The sequence below is a fragment of the Streptomyces sp. NBC_00076 genome, assembly GCF_045041235.1.
GTDB lineage: Bacteria > Actinomycetota > Actinomycetes > Streptomycetales > Streptomycetaceae > Streptomyces.
In genome coordinates, this window is record NZ_CP108242.1 from 4,033,048 (window position 1) to 4,050,497 (window position 17,450).

The window sequence follows — 17,450 nt, forward strand, 5'->3', positions numbered from 1 at the left end:
CCGGATGACCACCCGTCACGACACCGCCGCGCCCCCCGTGAAGGAGGGGGGCGCGGCCCCGGGCCGCCCGCCCGGGGACGAAAACTCCGCCGCGGCGCAGCAGAAGCGCGCCCGGCTGTCCCGGCGCTGGCAGCGGGACATCCGCTGGAGTCCGTACGCCTTCGTCTCCCCGTTCTTCCTGCTTTTCGTCGCGTTCGGCCTGTTCCCGTTGCTCTACACCGGCTGGGCCTCGCTGCACCAGGTGGAGCTGACGGCGCCGACCGACATGAACTGGGTGGGGCTGCGCAACTACACCCGGATCTTCGACGACGAGTTCTTCTGGAACGCGGCGAAGAACACCCTGACGATCGGCATCATCTCCACCGTTCCGCAGCTGTTGATGGCGATGGGCATCGCCCACATCCTCAACTACAAGCTGCGGGCCTCGACCTTCTTCCGGGTCGCGATGCTCGCGCCGTACGCGACCTCGATCGCCGCCGCCTCGCTGGTGTTCGTCATGCTCTTCGGCCGCGACTACGGCATGATCAACTGGGCGCTCGACGCCGTCGGCATCGATCCGGTGGACTGGCAGAACGACAAGTGGCCCTCGCAGATCGCCGTGTCGTCGATCATCATCTGGCGCTGGACCGGCTACAACGCGCTGATCTACCTCGCCGCGATGCAGGCGATCCCGCACGACCTGTACGAGTCGGCGGCCCTGGACGGGGCCAGCCGCTGGCAGCAGTTCATCCATGTGACGGTGCCCGCGCTGCGCCCGACGATCCTGTTCACGTGCGTGGTGTCGACGATCGGGGCGAGCCAGGTCTTCGGTGAGCCGCTGCTGTTCGACGCCAACAAGGGCACCTCGGGCGGCGCGGAACACCAGTTCCAGACGCTCGGCCTGTACCTGTACGAGCAGGGCTGGGTCGCCCAGCACCTGGGCCGTGCCTCGGCGATCGCCTGGACGATGTTCCTGATGCTGATCGTCATCGGCGTCATCAACTACGTCATCTCGCGCCGGCTGCGCGCCAGTAGTTAAGGAGTCCCGGCCGTGACGACTACGGTGACGCCCACCGACCAGAATCCCATCGACTCGAAGCCCGCGGACAAGCCCAGGCGCCCGCGCCTGCCCAAGGCCGCGCGGGCCGGCGGCCAGCTGCACGGCGGCCCGATCGCGTACGCGATCCTCATCCTGTTCACGATCATCTCGCTGTTCCCCCTGGTGTGGTCGGCGATCGCCGCCTCTCGCGACAACAACCGGCTGGCGCAGACCCCACCGCCGTTCTGGTTCGGCGGCGGCCTCTTCGACAAGATCGAACTTGCCTGGACGGACGCCAATCTGGGTGAGGCGTTCTTCAACACCACGCTCGTCGCGGGGGTTTCGGCGGTGACCGTCGTCTTCCTGTCGACGATCGCCGGGTTCGCCTTCGCCAAACTGCGGTTCAGGGGCCGTGGCGCGATGATGCTGATCGTGATCGGCACGATGATGGTGCCGCCGCAGCTGAGCGTGATCCCGCTGTACATGATGGTCGCCAAGCTGGACTGGACCGACCAGTTGCAGGCGGTCATCTTCCCGTCTCTGGTGAGCGCCTTCGGGGTGTTCTTCATGCGGCAGTACCTGATCCAGGCTTTGCCGGACGAGATCATCGAGGCCGCCCGGGTCGACGGGGCGAGCAGCTGGCGGGTGGTGTGGCACGTGGTGTTCCCGGCGGCCCGGCCGGCGATGGCCGTGCTCGGCATGCTGGTGTTCGTGCAGACCTGGAACGACTTCCTGTGGCCCTTCCTGGTCCTGACCCAGACCGGCAACCCGACCGTGCAGGTCGCGGTCGCCGCCCTGGGCCGCGGCTACACGCCCGACCAGTCCCTGATCATGGCGGGCGCGCTGCTCGGCACGCTGCCGCTGCTGCTGGTCTTCGCGATCTTCGGCAAGCAGATCGTGGGCGGCATCATGCAGGGCGCCGTGAAGGGCTGAGCGCCCGCATCCCCTGGTTCTGCCGGGGCCGGGTCACCGTCGCCCCGGCCCCTGCCGGCCCTGTCTCCCCCTCCGCCACCCCCTCCCCCATCCCCTTCTCCGTCGGTCCCCCCGACCTCCAATGGGAGCGCTTCCATGCCTGAGTCCGAAACTCCGGACACCCCGGTGACCTTTCCGCCCGCCTTCCTCTGGGGCGCCGCGACCTCCGCGTACCAGATCGAGGGGGCGGTGCGGGAGGACGGCCGTACGCCCTCCATCTGGGACACCTTCAGTCATACGCCGGGCAAGACGGCCGACGGCGAGCACGGTGACATCGCTGTCGACCACTACCACCGCTACCGCGACGACGTGGCGTTGATGGCGGAGCTCGGCCTGGGCGCGTACCGCTTCTCGATCTCCTGGCCGCGGGTGCAGCCGACGGGCCGCGGTCCGGCGGTCCAGCGGGGCCTGGACTTCTACCGGCGGCTGGTCGACGAGCTGCTCGCGCGCGGCATCAAGCCGGCCATCACCCTCTACCACTGGGATCTGCCGCAGGAGCTGGAGGACGCGGGCGGTTGGCCGGAGCGCGACACGGCGTACCGCTTCGCGGAGTACGCGCAGATCGTCGGCGAGGCGCTCGGCGACCGGGTGGAGCACTGGATGACGCTCAACGAGCCGTGGTGCAGCGCGTTCCTCGGCTACGCCTCCGGTGTGCACGCCCCCGGCCGCACCGACCCGGCGGCCTCCCTCAAGGCCGCACACCACCTGAACCTGGCCCACGGCCTGGGCACCACGGCCCTGCGCTCGGCGATGCCGGCCCGCAACTCGGTGGCGGTGAGCCTCAACTCCGCGGTCGTACGGCCGCTTTCGCCGGACTCGGCGGACCTGGCGGCGGTCCAGAAGATCGACGACCTGGCCAACGGCGTCTTCCACGGCCCCATGCTGCACGGCGCGTACCCGGAGACGCTGTACGCGGCGACGGAGCTGATCACGGACTGGTCCTACGTCCAGGACGGCGACCTGGCGGCCATCAACCAGCCGCTGGACGCGCTGGGCCTCAACTACTACACCCCGGCGCTGGTCTCGGCGGCGGACCCGCACGCGAGCAGCCCGCGCGCCGACGGCCACGGCTCCAGCTCCTTCTCCCCCTGGCCCGGCGCGGACGACGTCGCCTTCCACCAGTCGCCGGGCGAGCACACGGAGATGGGCTGGACGATCGACCCGACCGGCCTGCACGACCTGATCATGCGCTACACCCGCGAGGCCCCGGGCCTGCCGCTGTACATCACGGAGAACGGCGCGGCCTACGACGACAAGCCCGACCCGGACGGCCGGGTCCACGACCCCGAGCGGATCTCCTACCTCCACGGCCACCTGTCGGCGGTCCGCCGCGCCATCACCGACGGCGCCGACGTCCGCGGGTACTACCTCTGGTCCCTCATGGACAACTTCGAGTGGGCCTACGGCTACGGCAAGCGCTTCGGCGCGGTCTACGTCGACTACGCGACCCTGGAGCGGACCCCCAAGTCGAGCGCCCACTGGTACGCCCGGGCCGCCCGCACGGGGACGCTGCCGGCGGTGACCGTGGCAGACCTGCCGCCCCTGGCGGCGACGGACTGACACCCGAGACGAACTGACACCCGAGGGGGGAAGCGGGGGACGGGACGCGGCATCCGACGGGGGATGCCGCGCCCCGATTGTCGGGCCGCACGGGGTCCGCAGGGTGCTTCTCTTCCGGCGAACGGGCCGGTCGAAAGGGGTGTCAGCCCTTGTTGGCGCCGAGGGTGAGGCCGCTGACGAACTGGCGTTGGAGTGCGAAGTAGACGATCAGGGTGGGGATCGCGGTGAGCAGGGCGCCGGCGGCGACGAGGTTGGGGTCGGTGAAGTACTGGCCGGAGAGGTTGTTCAGGGCGGAGGTGATCGGCATGTTCTCGCCGGTGGAGATCAGGACGATGGCCCAGAAGAAGTCGTTGTAGATCCAGATGGACAGCAGGGTGGCCAGGGCGGCCATCGCGGGTTTGCACAGGGGCAGCACGATCTGCCAGTACAGGCGCCATACGGAGGCGCCGTCGACGAGGGCGGCCTCGGTCAGTTCGTGCGGCAGGGAGCGCATGTAGTTGCTGAGCACGAAGGCGCAGAACCCGGACTGGAAGGCGACGTGGATGAGGACCAGGCCGAGCGCGGAGTCGTAGAGCTTGCCGCTCATGGTGATGCCGGGCAGGTCGATGAGGAGGTAGAGGCGGTAGAGCGGGGTGATGATGACCTGCTGCGGGAGCAGGTTGCCGGCCGTGAACACCAGGAGCAGGAACAGGTTGACCCTGAAGTCGAAGCGGCTGACGTAGAAGGCCACGCAGGAGGACAGGAACAGGGTCACCAGGACCGCCGGGACCGCGATGAGCAGCGTGTTCCCGAAGTAGTGCGTCATGTCCGACTGCTCGAACGCGTTGGTGAAGTTGTCGAAGCTGAGCTTGTCGGGCCAGGAGACGTAACCCTTGGTGCTGGTCTCGGAGTAAGGGCGCAGGGCGGCGAACAGTGCCCACAGCAGGGGGGCCAGCCAGGCCAGGGCGGTGACGATGAGGAAGGTGTGCAGCAGGATCCGGGCGGGGCGGATGGGGGTGCGCTGCTTGGTCGCGAGGGTCGCGCTCATGCTCGCCGCTCCTTGCGGAAGGTCGCGATCAGGTACGGGATGATCACGGCGAGGGAGATGACCAGCAGCACGACGGCGATCGCGGAGCCGTATCCGATCCGGCTGGACTCGCCGATGATGTTGTTGGTGACCAGGATCGACAGCAGTTCGGTGCCCTGGGCGCCCTTGTTGAAGACGAACACGAGGTCGAAGGCGCGCAGCGCCTCGATGATCGTGACGACCAGGACGACGGTGTTGGTGGGGCGCAGGGTGGGGAAGATGACGTTCTTGAACGTCTGCCACTCGTTCGCGCCGTCCAGCGAGGAGGCCTCGCGCAGGGACGGGTCGACGCCCTTGAGGCCGGCCAGGTAGAGGATCATCATGTAGCCGGTGTGGCGCCAGCAGGCGGCGACGAGGATGGCCCACAGGTTGAGGTGGGGGTCGCCGATCCAGTCGATGTAGTGGCCGGGTTTGTTGGCGCCGATGAGGCTGTTGATCAGGCCGGTGTCGGGGTTGTAGATCAGCTGCCAGACGAAGCCGGTGACCGCGAGCGAGACGACGACCGGCAGGAACAGCGCGGTCTGGTAGACGCGGCTGAACCGGATCTTCTTGTCGAGTTGCACGGCCAGGAACAGCCCGAGCGGGGTCGGGATCAGGATGAGCACGACGAACCAGATGACGTTGTGCTGGACGGCGGGCCAGAACTGCGGGTTGCTGGTGAACAGGTCACGGAAGTTCTGCAGCCCGACCCACTTGATGGAGTCGAAGCCGATGCCGTCCCAGGTGGTGAAGGCCAGCGCGATGGAGGCCAGCGCGGTGACCCAGACCAGGGCCACGTGCAGGATCGTGGGCACGCCGGCCATCAGGCCCAGCGTGATGCGGTCGCGGCGGGTGAGCAGGCGCCGGTGGCCCTGCGGGATCCGCTTGGCGGCGGACGCGGCGCCCGGAGGGGGCACGGCGGCCGCCTCCGGGCTGTTCGTGGTCGTCTCAGCAGTCATGGTGTGGGTGCTCAGGCAGACGCGAAGATCTGCTTCTTCTGACGTTCGACCGACGACAGGATGCTGTCGATGTTCTTGGGGTTGCGGACGAAGTTCTGCAGCGCGGGCTGCATCACCGTCGAGGTGAAGTCCGGCCGGGAGTCGCGGTCCATGAACTGCGTCAGGCTCTTGGCACCCGAGATCATCTCGTACGCCTTCTTCTGCAGGGCCGTGTACGAGGAGGTGTCGGCCTTGCTGGAGGCGGCCACCACACTCGAGTCCGCCTTGAGGTAGATCTGTTCCGCCGCGGGCGTGCCCAGGTACTCCAGCAGCTTCGCCGCGGCGGCCTTGTTCTTCGGGGCCTTGGAGAGCATGTACCCGTCGGTCGGCGCCTCGACGGTGTCCTGCCCATAGGCCGGGTCGATCTCCGGGAAGGCGAAGAAGTCCAGGTCGTCCGCGTCGGCCTTGTTGGTGAACTGCTGCCCCACGAAGGTGCCCAGCAGGTACATGCCGGCCTTCTTCGCCACCAGGGTCTGGGCGGCGTCCTGCCAGGTCCGGCCGACCGCGCCGTCCTGGTGGTAGGGGAGCAGCTCCGTCCAGTGGTCGAAGACCTTGCGGACCTTGGCGTCGGTCCAGGCCGCCTTGCCCGCCATCAGGTCCACGTGGAAGTCGTAGCCGTTGGTGCGGAAGTTGATCTGGTCGAAGGTGCCCATCGCCGGCCAGGCGTCCTTGTCGCCGAACGCGATCGGGACGAGGCCGTCCTTCTTCATCTGCTTGCACAGGGCCACCAGCTGGTCCCACGTGGTGGGGACGGTGTAGCCGTGCTGCTCGAAGACGCTCTTGCGGTAGAACAGCGCCCACGGGTACGTGTACAGCGGCACGAAGTAGTACTTGCCGTCCGCGCCCTTGCTGAGCTTCTTCATCGCGTCGGGGAAGTTCCCGCCGATCTTGGACCACACGTCGTCGATCGGGGTGGCGAGGTTCTTCGCCGCGAAGAACTGCATGCGGTAGCCGGCGAACCAGGTGAACACGTCGTCCGGCGTGCCCTGCAGATAGGAGTTGATCTGCTCCTGGAAGGTGTTGTGGTCCTTGGTGTTCACGTCGACCGTGATGCCGGACTGCTTCTGGAAGGCCGCGTAGATCTCGGCGAACGCCTTCTTCGGGACGGCGTCAGAGGAGTTGGAGCCGAGGGTGACGCTCTTCGAGTCGGAGGCCGTGCCGCTGCCGCCGCAGGCGCTCAGCAGGGGTATCCCGGCGCCGAGGACGGCGGCACCGCCGACGCCGCGCAGCAGGGCGCGACGGCTCGGGGAGGAGAGGGAGAGGCCGGAGGGGGCGAGGTCGGGCATGACGGCTCCTGAGGGCAGGGTTCGGCCACGGGGTGAGACTGACTGAAAGCTGATCTCAATCGACCAGAAATCAACTTGACCGAACACGATGGCGCCATAACAGCCGTATGAGCTGGCATGCGTCAAGACCCGCTGCGTTCATTTGTCGAAACGTAATCGACATGATTGGCCACCTTTAGGCAGCGAGTGATCATTTGTGGGGTGTGAACGCCTTCGCGAACGCGGCCTCGACATCGGGGCGCGGACCGAGTGCCGGTGTCCTGCACCTGAATGACGGGCCACCGCGGGTGGAGATCGGGACCTGCTGAGTCACCGGAAGGCGGACGGCGGTGGCGCGGGCGACGCCACGGCCGCCGCGTCCGTCACCGGCAGCGCCCCGCCCGCGAAGTCGGTGAGCGTCTTGCCGTGTTCGACCCGCCCGGGGTGCGGGTCCGAGGCGGCGCGGCGGGTGATTTCGGCGAGCGGGAGCGGGTGGTCGCAGGCGACCAGGACCGCGTTGCCGAATCGTTTGCCACGCAGGACCGTCGGGTCGGCGACCAGCGCGAGCTCCGGGAAACACGCCGCCGCGGTGGCGATCTGGCCGCGCAGATGGGCCAGCGGCGGACCGTCGGCGAGATTCGCGGCGTACCAGCCGCCCGGCTTCAGCGCCCGGCGGACCTCGCCGAGGAACTCGGTCGAGGTGAGGTGGGCCGGGGTGCGGGCCCCGCTGAACACATCGGCGATGACGAGGTCGGCCCAGCCGTCGGGCACCTTGGCAAGGCCTTCGCGGGCGTCCGTGGATCTGACCCGGATGCGCGCGGTGGGCGCCAGGGGCAGCTCCCGGCGGACCAGCTGAACCAGGGGCGCGTCGCGCTCGACGACCTGCTGGGTGGAGCGGGGGCGGGTGGCGGCGACATACCGGGCCAGGGTGAGCGCACCACCGCCGAGATGTACGGCGTGCACGGGGCGGCCGGGCGGGGCGACCAGGTCGATGACGTGCCCGAGCCGTCGCTGGTACTCGAAGGACAGATACGCCGGATCGTCCAGGTCGACATGCGACTGCGGCGCTCCGTCGATGAGCAGCGTCCAGGCCCGCGACCGGTCCCGGTCGGGGACGAGTTCGGCGAGCCCGCCGTCGACGGTCTCGACGAGCGCCTCGACGGCGGCGCCGGTGCGCCGGGGCTTCCTGGACTTTCCCATTGCGCCATTATCAGGCGCCGCGGAATGGACGACTCAACGCGCTCGGGTCAGAACTCGGCGAGCTCCTGGCGACGGCTCGCCGGCTCGCGCCGAGGTCAGCTGCAGTTGTCCACCGCCTCGATCAACCGCGCCGCCTCCCCCAGTGCCGCCCGCAGCACCACCGGATCCGTCGCGAGGTCCGCATCTCCGGAGGGCAGCAACGGTCTCAGTCTCAGCCCCCTCCCGTCCGTCTGCGTACAGGTGCTCCCCGGCACGTCCCACGCCGCGGCGGTCCCCGACGGCACCAGGAACCCCAGCGTGTCGCAGCCGTCGTCGTGCAGTACGGGCCCCACCACGTCGCCCACCCCCCGGCGCAGGATGTCGACGGCCTCGAGCCCCTGCCGCGTCGGCACCGTGACCAGATCGCACGCGCTGCCCGGGCGGGAAGGCGGCGCACCGGTCGCAGTCGACGTACAAGGATCGGCGCTCTGACTGATCTCCATCCCGGCCTCCACCACGAAACCCTCCAACGAACGGTTCGGGAGTCGGGCGGCTCCCGGTCCACGGGGTTCAACGCGGCGACGCGTCAACGGCTACGGCCGAAGTCCGCCGCAAAGGATGGCAGTTCATGGCAGATCAAGGATGAGATATCCGGTTTGCGACCAAACTCTGCGTGGCGGGGCGCACACAGCAGGTACGTTCTTGCCCGCCGGAGACAGGGTGTCACGCGGACAACTCAGCCCGAACCCACCTCGCTTCCGGCATGGTTCGACGGTTCGCACGAGAGGACCCGGCCATGGCGTCGTCAATGGTGACCTCGTCCCAGCCCCCTGGCCCACCGCGGCCGAATCTCGCGTTCCGGCGGTTGCGCGGCCAGCGCTCGCCGGCCGAGTTCGCCGCGGCGGTACGGCGGGCAGCCCGCGAGATCGGCGAGCAGGTGAGCTGCGACGCGCGCTATGTCGGACGGGTCGAGGCGGGCGAGATCCGCTGCCCCAACTACGCGTACGAACGGGTGTTCCTGCACATGTTCCCGGGCCGAACGCTCACCGACCTCGGGTTCGCGACCCGTTCGTCCGTACGCGGACGCCGGTCGCGCACGCCTGAGGACGCGCCGCCTTCGTGCACCACGATTCCGGCATATGCAACAGGTGAGACGCGAGGGGCGGACGAGCCGTATGACACCGAGGACACACCGGACCCGTACGGCGCACACAGCCCGTACGAGACGCACGACAACGAGGAGAGCGACGTGCTGCGTCGCGCATTCATGACCAGCTCAGGCGCCACGGTGGCCGCCGCCTCGCTGAGCCCCCTGGGGCTCGCCTTCGACGCCGCGGCCGCGGGCCGTCCGGTCCGCCGGGTCGGCGCGAGCGACGCGAACGCGCTCGAGGAAGCGGTCCGCAGAATCCGGCTGCTCGACGACCGGCACGGCGCGGACGGCTTGTACCAGCGCGCGGCGGCCCCGCTGCGCGCCGCCTACGCGCTGCTGGACGCCGGGGTGACCCGGCAGAGGACCGCCGACCGGCTCCACTCGGGCGCCGGTGAACTGGCCATCTCGGTGGGCTGGCTGGCCCATGACTCGGGACGCTTCGACGACGCCCGCTCGCACTACGCGGAGGCCCTCGCGACCGCCCGGGTGAGCGGCGACGACGCCCTGGAGGCGCACGCCTTCTGCAACTCGGCGTTCCTCGCGCGGGACGCCGGCCGACCGCGCGAGGCGGTACGCGCCGCCCAGGCCGCGCAACGCGTCGGGCGCTCCCTGGGTTCCGCCCGGCTGATGTCGCTGCTCGCGCTGCGCGAGGCGGGCGGCTGGGCCGGGCTCGCCGACCGCACCGGCTGCGAACAGGCCCTGGCCCGCGCCCAGGCCCTCTACGAGCGAGGCACGTCGGACGCCGACCCCGAGTGGATGAGCTTCTACGGCGAGGCCGAACTGGAGGGCCTGGAGGCGCAGTGCTGGTCGACGCTCGGCGACTGGCCCCGAGCGGCCCGGCACGCGCGTCGGGCGGCCCAGCTCCAGGACCCGCACTTCAGCAGGAACATCGCCCTGTACACGGCGGAACTGGCGGACGACCTCGCGCGCGGGGGCCGCCCCGACGAGGCCGCGGCGGCCGGCATGAAGGTGCTGGACCTGTTGAAAGAGGTGCAGTCGTCACGGGTGCAGACGATGCTGGCGGGCACCGCGAGGGTGCTGCGGCCGCACCGGCGGGCGTCGGGGGTGTCGACGTTCCTGGAGAGGCACGGCTCGTTGCCGCGTACGGCATGAGGGGGCGGCCGGCGTCAGAAAAGGTGCCCCAGGTCGTTCCAGCTCTCGATGGCCGGTTCGCCGTACGCCCAGCCGAGCACCGACAGCGACGTCGGGTTCAGCCGGATCCGCGCCGCGAAGTCCAGCGGCAGACCGAGCCAGCGTGCGCCGATGGACCGCAGTATGTGCCCGTGCGCGAACACCAGCACGTCCCGGTCCGCCTCCCGGGCCCACCCGACCACCTCGTCCGCGCGGGCCGTAACCTCCGCGAGCGGCTCGCCCTCCGGTACGCCGTCGCGCCAGATGAGCCAGCCGGGCCGCAGGGCGTGGATCTCCTGCGGGGTCATGCCCTCGTAGGCGCCGTAGTCCCACTCCATGAGCGTGTCCCAGCTGCTCGCCCGGTTCCCGAAGCCGGCGAGTTCGCAGGTCTCACGCGCCCGCACCAGCGGGCTGGTGCGCACCTCGACCCCGTCGAGACCGTCGAACGGCGCCCGGTGCAGGCGCTCCCCGAGCAGCTTGGCGCCACGCCGGCCGTCCTCCAGGAGCGGCACATCGGTCCTGCCGGTGTGCTTGCCGGACAGCGACCACTGCGTCTGTCCGTGCCGGGCCAGCAGGATGCGCGGTGCCATGGGGGGACCTTCCCGGGGGAACTCGAAGGCAAAGTCCCTCCATCATCGCGCACGCTGTGCAGGGGCAACCCGGCGGGCGATCTCTGCGTCTTTGAGGGCCGGGGGCGCTCCACGGGGGCGCGCACATACGCCGTAAAGTGGCACGACCGGAAAGACACCACCGGACGGGCGCGACGAAGGGGGAGGGCGATCGGATGCCGCAGACCGTGACACCAGGCATCGAGGCGGTCCCGGACACCCGGTTGCGCTGGTGGACCGAGCTGCCGCTGATCTTCCTGGTGTACGCCTGCTACACGGCGGGGCGGCTGCTGGCGCGAAGCGATGTGGCGGGTGCCGTCGACCACGGTCTGACGATCCTGCGCATCGAGAAGGTCCTGCGCATCAACGCCGAGCACCCCCTCAACCGGCTGTTCACGAGCGAGGCGTGGCTGGGCGTACCGGCCGACTTCTGGTACGCGTCGCTGCACTACGTGATCACACCCGCCGTCCTGGTCTGGCTGTTCCGGACGCACGCCGTGCGCTACCGCGCGGCCCGCACCTGGCTGATGACGTCCACCTTCATCGGCCTGATCGGCTTCACCCTGCTGCCGACCTGCCCGCCCCGTCTGCTCGCCGAGAGCTACGGTTTCGTGGACACGATGGCCCAGTACAGCTCGTACGGCTGGTGGGGCGGCGAGGCGAGCGCACCGCGCGGCATGGGCGGTATGACCAACCAGTACGCCGCCATGCCGAGTCTGCACGTGGGCTGGGCGCTGTGGTGCGGAGTGATGCTGTGGCGCCACGGCAGGACGCGCACCGCGAAGACCGCCGGTGTCGTCTACCCGCTGGTGACGACGATCGTGGTGATGGGCACCGCGAACCACTACTTCCTGGACGCGGTCGCGGGCGCGGCGGTGATGGGCGTCGGGCTGCTTCTCGCGCCGCATGTCACGAGGGTCGCGGAGCGCGCGGGGACGCGGTTGCGGGCCCGGTTCCCGGTCGTCGCGGGGGACGCTCCCGGCACACATGCCTCAATTGTCAGTGCCGGATGCCAGACTTCCGCGGGTGAGCACATTCCACGGCAGCGCGATTCCCGGTTCGCAGGCGGAGCCGAGCCGAGTGCCTCCCCCACGGACGCGGGAGACGGCGCTCCGGCAGCGGCTCGCTGAGCTGCGCGGTCCCGACGTCCCGGCGAAGGCGCTGGACGCGCGCGCCCTGGCGGCGCTCGCCGCCAACCCGGGGTGCGAGCGGCGTGCGATCCTCGACGGCGCCGGGGTGAACAAGACGGCTCTGGCGAGCGCGTTGGGCGCCCCGTCGGCCTTCGGGCAGTCGCAGTTCGCCCTGACCCGGGGCAACGCCTTCGAGGCCCGGGTCAAGTCGGACGGCGGCGCGGAGCTGCTGCGGCTGGTGCACGAGAAGCTGGACCCGGCGGCCGAGCCGCCGTCGCACGCCCAGGTGCCCGAACTCACCGCGATCGGCCCCGAAGGGCGCACCGCGCGCACGGCCCTCGCCCTGCGCGAGGCCACCGCGGCCGAGGGCTGGACCCTGCTCGACCACCCCATGCTGGCGCTCGACGTCGCCGGTTCGCCCGCCTTCCTGGAGCCGGACGCGGTGGTCGTGCACCCGGACGGCAGCTGGACGGTCGTGGAGATCAAGTCCTTCCCGATGCTGGACGGCTCCGCGGACCCGGCGAAGGTCGGCGCGGCCGCCCGGCAGTCCGCGGTGTACGTGCTGGCGTTGGAAGAGGTCGCCGCCCGCCTGGATCCTGTGCCCCGGGTGCGTCACCATGTGCTGCTGGTCTGCCCGAAGGACTTCTCCAACCTGGCCACCGCGTCCGCCGTCGACATCCGCAAGCAGCGCGCGGTGACCACCCGCCAGCTGGCCCGGCTGACCCGCCTCCAGGACATCGCCGACGCCCTCCCCGAGGGCACCTGCTTTACCCCGGAGCAACCGGCCGAGGACCTCACGGCGGCCGTCGAGGCGGTCCCCGCGACCTACGCTCCCGAGTGCCTGTCCGCCTGCGAGCTGGCCTTCCACTGCCGCGAACGGTCCCGCACCGCGGGCGCGGTGACCTCGCTCGGCCGCTCGGTCCGCGCCGAACTGGGCGGCCTCACCACCGTCGAGGACGTCCTGGCGGCGGCCCGCGGAGAGGCCGGGAACCCGGACGACCCGGCGGTGGCGGCGCTCAGGAGGGCGGCCGAACTGCGGGCGGAAGCGCTGGGCAGCCGACAGGGGGCGGCATGTCGCTGATCGCCACCCTGGCCCGCCTCGAAGCCGTCAGCACCGGCCGCGCCCAGCCCGCCGCGACCGTCCGGCACCGGCGGCTGTCCGAGCGGCCGCTCGTCTTCGTGCCGCTCACCACCGCCGGTGAGGCCGGCGCCCCGCTCGGCGCACTGGTGGGCACCGACCGGGACGCCCCACGACTGCTGGTCGTGCCGCAACCCCGCGACCGCGACCTCAGGTTCGCGTTCCTCGCCGAGCTGGCCGACGTCGTCCTGCCCTACGTCGACGCCTGCGCCGAGTCCGTTGAGGCCGCCGAACGCACCGAGACGGACCCGGAGACCGGCAAACGGGTCAAGGTCGAGGTGGACCTGTGCACGGACGCCCCGCAGCTGATCGTGCCCAGCCGCGCGGGAGTCGAGTTCGTCCGGCTGCTCGGGCGCTCCATGCGCTTTCGGCGTACGGCGGAACAGGACCCGGAGACGCCCTATCCCGCACCGCCCCGGCTGCCCCTGCTCGGGCGGTGGCTGACCCATTTCGGGGAGCGTGCCCGGGTGCCCGGCTCCTCGCTGCTGCTCGCCATGACGGACGTACTGGCCCGGCACTGGTCGACGGGCCAGTCCACCCTGGAGGACCAGCACCTGGGCGTGCTGCTCTCCTGGATCGACCCGCCCGAGGGCGTCCTGGGCGCCGACGCCGCCCTTCGGGCCGAACTCCACCGGGACGCGGACGGCCAGCTGGTGTGCCCGCCCGCCGGCCCGGCCACCGACCCGGCGTTCGACAACAGGCTGCTCGCCCCCGCCATCGAGCGCTACGACCGTGCCCGCACCGCCCTCGCCGCCGCCGAGGACGGCCCGCAGTCCGACGACCGGCTCGGCATCCTCACGGCGGCCGAGCGCGAGCTGCGCGCCCTGGTCGAGAGCCGGACGCGCCCCACCTGGGACGCGGTGTGGCGGGGCCTGGACCTGCTGCGGGCACTGCCGGAGGGCGCTCACGTCGAGGAGCGGTGGACCCGCGACCGCTGGTCGTTCACCGCCCACCGCGACCGCGTGCTGGCCGGCGAGCCCCCGCAGCCGCGCCGCGACGACGCGGTCACCGCCGCGAACAAGCTCGCCGCGCGGGAGCGTGAGCAGGCCCGTCTGGACGCCCAGGAGGCCCTGGACGACCCGCTGGTGATGGCCGGGCGGCGGCTCGCCGGGGAGGCGTTCGCGGGCGAGGTCACGGATGTCGTCATGGCCTACAGCGAGGGCAAGCGGCCCAGCCCCCGCCCGCTGGTCACGGTCCGCACCGACGACCGGCCGCACCTGGGCGAGCGGGCCAGGGTGTACCGCGCGCTGGGCGGCAAGCCGCAGGCGGCGGAGTTCGTCGGGCAGGAGGACGAGGGGGTCCTGGTCCTGCGGATCGTCGACAAGATGGGCCGCGGCAAGGAGCCCGAGCCGGGGTCCGTGCCGGAGAAGGGCGACCGGCTCTGCTTCACCCTCTTCGAGCACGAACAGCGTGGCGGGGCGAAGCTGCCCGACCCGGAGGACACCCCGTGGACACACGGCGGACCGCCGGGCGAGGCGACGGTTCCCGATCCCGACCCGGTGACCCAGGAGGACGTCCTTTGAACGCTCGGGACTTCGACCCCGGTGCCCTGGCGGCCCGCGCCACCGGGGCGATCCTCCACGACACCCTGCACGGCACCCACCGCGGTGTCGTCGTCGACTCCCCGCCGGGCGCCGGGAAGTCCACCCTCGTCGTCCGTGCCGCGCTCGAACTCGCCGACGCCGGGCGGCCGTTGATGGTCGTCGCGCAGACCAACGCACAGGTCGACGACCTGGTGCTGCGGCTCGCCGAGAAGAACCCCGACCTGCCGGTGGGCCGGCTGCACAGCAGCGACAGCGACCCTTACGACAAGGCGCTGGACGACCTGCCCCACGTACGGAAGTCGTCGAAGGCGGGCGATCTCGGCGGGCTGGCGGTGGTGATCTCCACGGCAGCCAAGTGGGGGCATGTGAAGGTCGACGAGCCCTGGCGGCACGCGATCGTCGACGAGGCCTACCAGATGCGTTCGGACGCGCTGCTCGCCGTGGCGGGGCTCTTCGAGCGGGCCCTGTTCGTGGGCGACCCGGGTCAGCTTGACCCGTTCGCGATCGTCGGCAGCGAGCAGTGGGCGGGCCTGTCGTACGACCCCTCGGCCTCCGCCGTGACGACCCTGCTCGCGCACAATCCCGAGCTGCCGCAGCACCGCCTGCCGGTGTCCTGGCGGCTCCCGGCGTCGGCCGCTCCACTGGTCTCCGACGCGTTCTATCCCTACACGCCCTTCCGTAGCGGCACGGATCACGACGACCGTCGTCTCGCCTTCGCGGTCCCCTCCGACGGGTCGGGCCCCGACAGGGTGATCGACGAGGCCGCGGAGTCGGGCTGGGGTCTGCTGGAGCTGCCCGCACGGCACACCCCGCGGACGGATCCCGAGGCGGTCCGGGCCGTGGCGGCGGTCGTACGCCGGCTGCTGGACCGGGGCGGCGCGGCCACGTCGGAGCGCGGGCCCGACCCCGTGCCCCTGACCGCCGACCGCGTCGCCGTCGGCACGGCCCACCGCGACCAGGCGGCGGCGGTCCGCGCGGCGCTCGCCGACCTGGGCGTCACGGAGGTGACCGTCGACACGGCGAACCGCCTCCAGGGCCGCGAGTTCGACGTCACCGTCGTCCTCCACCCCCTCTCGGGCCGCCCCGACGCCACCGCGTTCCACCTGGAGACCGGTCGCCTGTGCGTCCTGGCCTCCCGCCACCGGCACGCCTGCATCATGGTCTGCCGAGCAGGCGTCACGGACCTCCTGGACGACTACCCCTCGACGGAACCGGTCCAGCTCGGAACAGTGGTGAAATTCCCGGACGGGTGGGAGGCGAACCACGCGGTACTCGCACACCTGGCGGAACACCGGGTGTCGTGGCGACCATGACCGGTGGGAGGTACCCGACAGTCCGAGGAACATCGTGAGCCCTGGCGCCCTTGATATCTCTGGAGTGTGCAAGGGCACCGTCCAAGGTGCCCGGCCCACTTGCGCGGGCGCGGGAGAATGGACGGTGGCCCGAGCCGAGACGGGTCTTTCGTGACGTACGAGAAGGAGAAGACATGGCGGAGCCCACGCCGCGTCGGAACGAACCGCGGCTACGCCCCGCGCCCCTGCTCTTCGAGCCCGCGCAGGCCGCCGACGATCCGGAGCACTTCTTCGATCTGGAGTCGATCGACGACCCCCGCGCGCTGCTGGCCCGTGCGACCGAGCTGACGCAGGCGTTCCGGACGGCGACCGACCGTGCCGTGGAGTTCCAGGCGATAGCGGCGGCCCAGCTGGCCGACCCCCGCCGTTTCGACCGGCTGACCCCGGCGGACATCGCCGCGCGAGCCGAGTGGACCGAGGACTACGCGAAGAAGATGGTCGAGTTCGGACGCGACCTGATGCGGGGCGGCGCCGAGGGCCGAGGGACCGCCGACCCGGTGTGAGACACCCCCACCGAGACGCGTGGGCATATGCCAGGTGGGCAAGATGCGGGCAAGATACTCCCTCGCCGCCCCTCTCGTCCCGCTTTCCGGCAACCCTCAGGGACGACCTCCTCACGCCCTGTAGATGTATGGGTCATGAGCAGCACACGCGAGCAGTCCTCCTCCGCCCACTCCGACGTCTCGGGGGCGACCCCGGACGGCGCTGCCTGGCTCGCCTCCGCCGGAACCCATCCGCGCAGCACCCTGGCGCTCTGGGAGGAGTGCCCGAACGCGCCGGTCGTCCTTCCCTGCGGCACCGCCTTCGACGTCGTCGGCGCGCCCGCCGTCTTCGGGCGCCGCATGGTCGACCGACTGTGGGCGGAAGGCCCGGGCTCAGGACCGGTCGCGGCGTTCCGGGGTCGGATGCTGCTGTTCGCCGCACCCGGCACGGCCCAGCGACTGCCCTCGCTGCTGCACTGGGAGGAGTCCGGCCGCACGGGAGCCATCCCACCGCTGCTGTGCCACGGCATCGGCGACGCGGTGACCGTCCCCGCCCCGATGGCCGCCCCCGATCCGATGGCCGCCGACGACTCTCCGGGCCGCCCCGACTCGCGCTGGCTGGTCGCGCCGGACACCCGTCGCCCGTGGCTGCCGGGCCCGGAAATCCTGCTCTGGGCAGCCGTCAGGGCTGCCCGTGCGGCCGTACGGATATCGATTTTTCCTCCCGCCGACCAGGGTGCTAAGGTCTACGACGTCAGCAGGCGCCGCTAGCTCAGTTGGTTAGAGCAGCTGACTCTTAATCAGCGGGTCCGGGGTTCGAGTCCCTGGCGGCGCACGTTGGCGATGGCGAGGCATGTTCGCGGAAAGCGCGAACCGGC

General features: G+C 70.9%; 16 protein-coding genes and 1 tRNA gene. 11 read left to right on the plus strand and 6 right to left on the minus strand.

Annotated elements, in window-relative coordinates; genetic code table 11:
• The first annotated feature begins 4 nt into the window (after positions 1-4).
• The 3 genes from OHA64_RS18230 to OHA64_RS18240 all read left to right on the plus strand — a co-directional run bounded on the left by OHA64_RS18230 (position 5) and on the right by OHA64_RS18240 (position 3,550).
• On the plus strand, positions 5-1,018 hold the full coding sequence (locus OHA64_RS18230) for a carbohydrate ABC transporter permease (protein WP_405614244.1): 1,014 nt from the start codon (positions 5-7) through the stop codon (positions 1,016-1,018).
• Between the two features lie 12 nt (positions 1,019-1,030).
• Positions 1,031-1,951 carry a carbohydrate ABC transporter permease gene (locus tag OHA64_RS18235; RefSeq protein WP_405614246.1) on the plus strand — a complete coding sequence of 307 codons (921 nt, stop codon included), beginning with the start codon at positions 1,031-1,033 and terminating at the stop codon, positions 1,949-1,951.
• Positions 1,952-2,086: 135 nt separating this feature from the next.
• Complete coding sequence (locus OHA64_RS18240; protein WP_405614248.1) at positions 2,087-3,550, plus strand: GH1 family beta-glucosidase; 1,464 nt, start codon at positions 2,087-2,089, stop codon at positions 3,548-3,550.
• Between the two features lie 142 nt (positions 3,551-3,692).
• Here the strand turns inward: OHA64_RS18240 and OHA64_RS18245 are convergent, their stop codons facing one another.
• From OHA64_RS18245 to OHA64_RS18265, 5 genes are all read right to left on the minus strand, one after another.
• Entirely contained in the window at positions 3,693-4,577 is an 885-nt protein-coding gene (locus OHA64_RS18245) for a carbohydrate ABC transporter permease (protein WP_405614250.1), read from the minus strand.
• On the minus strand, positions 4,574-5,554 hold the full coding sequence (locus OHA64_RS18250) for a carbohydrate ABC transporter permease (protein ID WP_405614252.1): 981 nt from the start codon (positions 5,552-5,554) through the stop codon (positions 4,574-4,576). The genes OHA64_RS18245 and OHA64_RS18250 overlap by 4 nt, the downstream gene beginning before the upstream one ends.
• Before the next feature lie 11 nt (positions 5,555-5,565).
• Positions 5,566-6,879, minus strand: coding sequence for an ABC transporter substrate-binding protein (locus OHA64_RS18255; RefSeq protein WP_405614254.1), 1,314 nt, complete (start codon positions 6,877-6,879; stop codon positions 5,566-5,568).
• Positions 6,880-7,188: 309 nt separating this feature from the next.
• Positions 7,189-8,058: a spermidine synthase gene (locus OHA64_RS18260; RefSeq protein WP_405614256.1), complete on the minus strand. Its 870-nt coding sequence runs from the start codon at positions 8,056-8,058 to the stop codon at positions 7,189-7,191.
• A gap of 95 nt (positions 8,059-8,153) precedes the next feature.
• Positions 8,154-8,540: a hypothetical protein gene (locus tag OHA64_RS18265; RefSeq protein ID WP_405614258.1), complete on the minus strand. Its 387-nt coding sequence runs from the start codon at positions 8,538-8,540 to the stop codon at positions 8,154-8,156.
• 293 nt (positions 8,541-8,833) lie between these two features.
• Between OHA64_RS18265 and OHA64_RS18270 the strand changes: the two genes are divergently transcribed.
• A complete protein-coding gene (locus OHA64_RS18270; RefSeq protein ID WP_405614260.1) occupies positions 8,834-10,300 on the plus strand; it encodes a hypothetical protein in 1,467 nt (488 codons plus the stop codon).
• Between the two features lie 14 nt (positions 10,301-10,314).
• On the opposite strand, the gene OHA64_RS18275 is transcribed toward OHA64_RS18270, so the two are convergent.
• Positions 10,315-10,908, minus strand: coding sequence for a histidine phosphatase family protein (locus OHA64_RS18275; protein ID WP_405614262.1), 594 nt, complete (start codon positions 10,906-10,908; stop codon positions 10,315-10,317).
• Positions 10,909-11,102: 194 nt separating this feature from the next.
• Here OHA64_RS18275 and OHA64_RS18280 point away from each other — a divergent pair, with 194 nt between their 5' ends.
• The 7 genes from OHA64_RS18280 (at position 11,103) to OHA64_RS18310 (ending at position 17,407) form a co-directional block, all read left to right on the plus strand.
• Positions 11,103-12,056, plus strand: a complete 954-nt coding sequence (locus OHA64_RS18280) for a phosphatase PAP2 family protein (RefSeq protein ID WP_405614264.1) — start codon at positions 11,103-11,105, stop codon at positions 12,054-12,056.
• Entirely contained in the window at positions 12,007-13,137 is a 1,131-nt protein-coding gene (locus OHA64_RS18285; RefSeq protein ID WP_405614266.1) for a hypothetical protein, read from the plus strand. The genes OHA64_RS18280 and OHA64_RS18285 overlap by 50 nt, the downstream gene beginning before the upstream one ends.
• Positions 13,128-14,717, plus strand: coding sequence for a hypothetical protein (locus tag OHA64_RS18290; protein WP_405614268.1), 1,590 nt, complete (start codon positions 13,128-13,130; stop codon positions 14,715-14,717). The genes OHA64_RS18285 and OHA64_RS18290 overlap by 10 nt, the downstream gene beginning before the upstream one ends.
• Positions 14,714-16,051, plus strand: a complete 1,338-nt coding sequence (locus OHA64_RS18295; protein WP_405614270.1) for an AAA domain-containing protein — start codon at positions 14,714-14,716, stop codon at positions 16,049-16,051. The genes OHA64_RS18290 and OHA64_RS18295 overlap by 4 nt, the downstream gene beginning before the upstream one ends.
• A gap of 173 nt (positions 16,052-16,224) precedes the next feature.
• Positions 16,225-16,593: a hypothetical protein gene (locus tag OHA64_RS18300; RefSeq protein ID WP_405614272.1), complete on the plus strand. Its 369-nt coding sequence runs from the start codon at positions 16,225-16,227 to the stop codon at positions 16,591-16,593.
• Positions 16,594-16,728: 135 nt separating this feature from the next.
• A complete protein-coding gene (locus OHA64_RS18305) occupies positions 16,729-17,343 on the plus strand; it encodes a bifunctional DNA primase/polymerase (protein ID WP_405614274.1) in 615 nt (204 codons plus the stop codon).
• Positions 17,334-17,407: transfer RNA gene (locus tag OHA64_RS18310), tRNA-Lys, on the plus strand. The genes OHA64_RS18305 and OHA64_RS18310 overlap by 10 nt, the downstream gene beginning before the upstream one ends.
• Positions 17,408-17,450 lie beyond the last annotated feature (43 nt).